The sequence below is a fragment of the bacterium genome (assembly GCA_024224155.1).
Taxonomy (GTDB): domain Bacteria; phylum Acidobacteriota; class Thermoanaerobaculia; order Multivoradales; family JAHEKO01; genus CALZIK01.
Window position 1 is genome coordinate 1 of sequence record JAAENP010000376.1, and the last position, 818, is coordinate 818.

Annotated in this window: 2 protein-coding genes; both read left to right on the forward strand. The window is 65.2% G+C overall.

Features of this window, described 5'->3' with window-relative positions; all coding sequences use genetic code 11:
- Positions 1-340: transposase (locus GY769_19150; protein MCP4204042.1), on the forward strand; the 340-nt coding region annotated here is incomplete at its 5' end.
- On the forward strand, positions 337-818 hold a 482-nt coding region (locus tag GY769_19155), incomplete at its 3' end, for a transposase (GenBank protein MCP4204043.1). The genes GY769_19150 and GY769_19155, both read left to right, overlap by 4 nt.

Genomic DNA, 818 nt, shown 5'->3' on the forward strand with positions numbered 1-818 from the left:
GACTGAGCCGGCCCCAGAATCGTCGGCCGGCTCCGGCGGGGGCCGGTGGTCAGCGAAACGCAAGATGTCGGTCATCCTGGAGTTGCTGCGCGGAGCCGATCTGGAGACCACCTCCCGTAAGCATCGAGTGACTGTGGCCAAGTTGACCGAGTGGCGAGACCGCTTCCTGGCCGGTGGTGAGGCCAGTCTGAAAAGCCGGGAGACCGACGTCGAGGACGAAGAGAAGAAGCGCCTGAAGTCGGTAGTGGCCAGTGTGTGTGTGGACAACGAGCTGCTGCGGGAGAAGATTGCGCGGCTGGAGGACGGCCGCCCTTTTCGGTCCTGGAGGTCGAGACTATGAGCCGCACCGTCTCGCCTTCCAGCAACAAGCCGTATGGTGTGGCACAAGTGACCGCGGTCTGGGACTTGGCGCGCTCCAGCTTCTACGCCGCTCGCCACCGCGAGCAGCATCCGCGGGAGCCGCAAAAGCGCGGCCCGAAGGTTCTTTCCGACGAGGAACTGCTGGCGGAGATTCGCCAGCTTCTCGAGGCGCCCGTGTTCGCCGGAGAAGGCCATCGAAAGATCTGGGCCCGGCTGCGCCACAAGGGCGTACGCACTTCCAAAGCCCGCGTCCTGCGGCTGATGCGGCAGAATGGATTGCTTTCGCCGGCGCGGCAGCCGGACCCGGTGCGCAGCAACCCGCACGAGGGCACGATCATCACCGAGGCGCCCAATCAGATGTGGGGCGCCGACGCCACCGCGACCTTCACCGATGTGGAAGGCTCGGTGACCGTCTTTGCTGCTATTGATCACTGCACGGCCGATTGCGTGGGCATCCA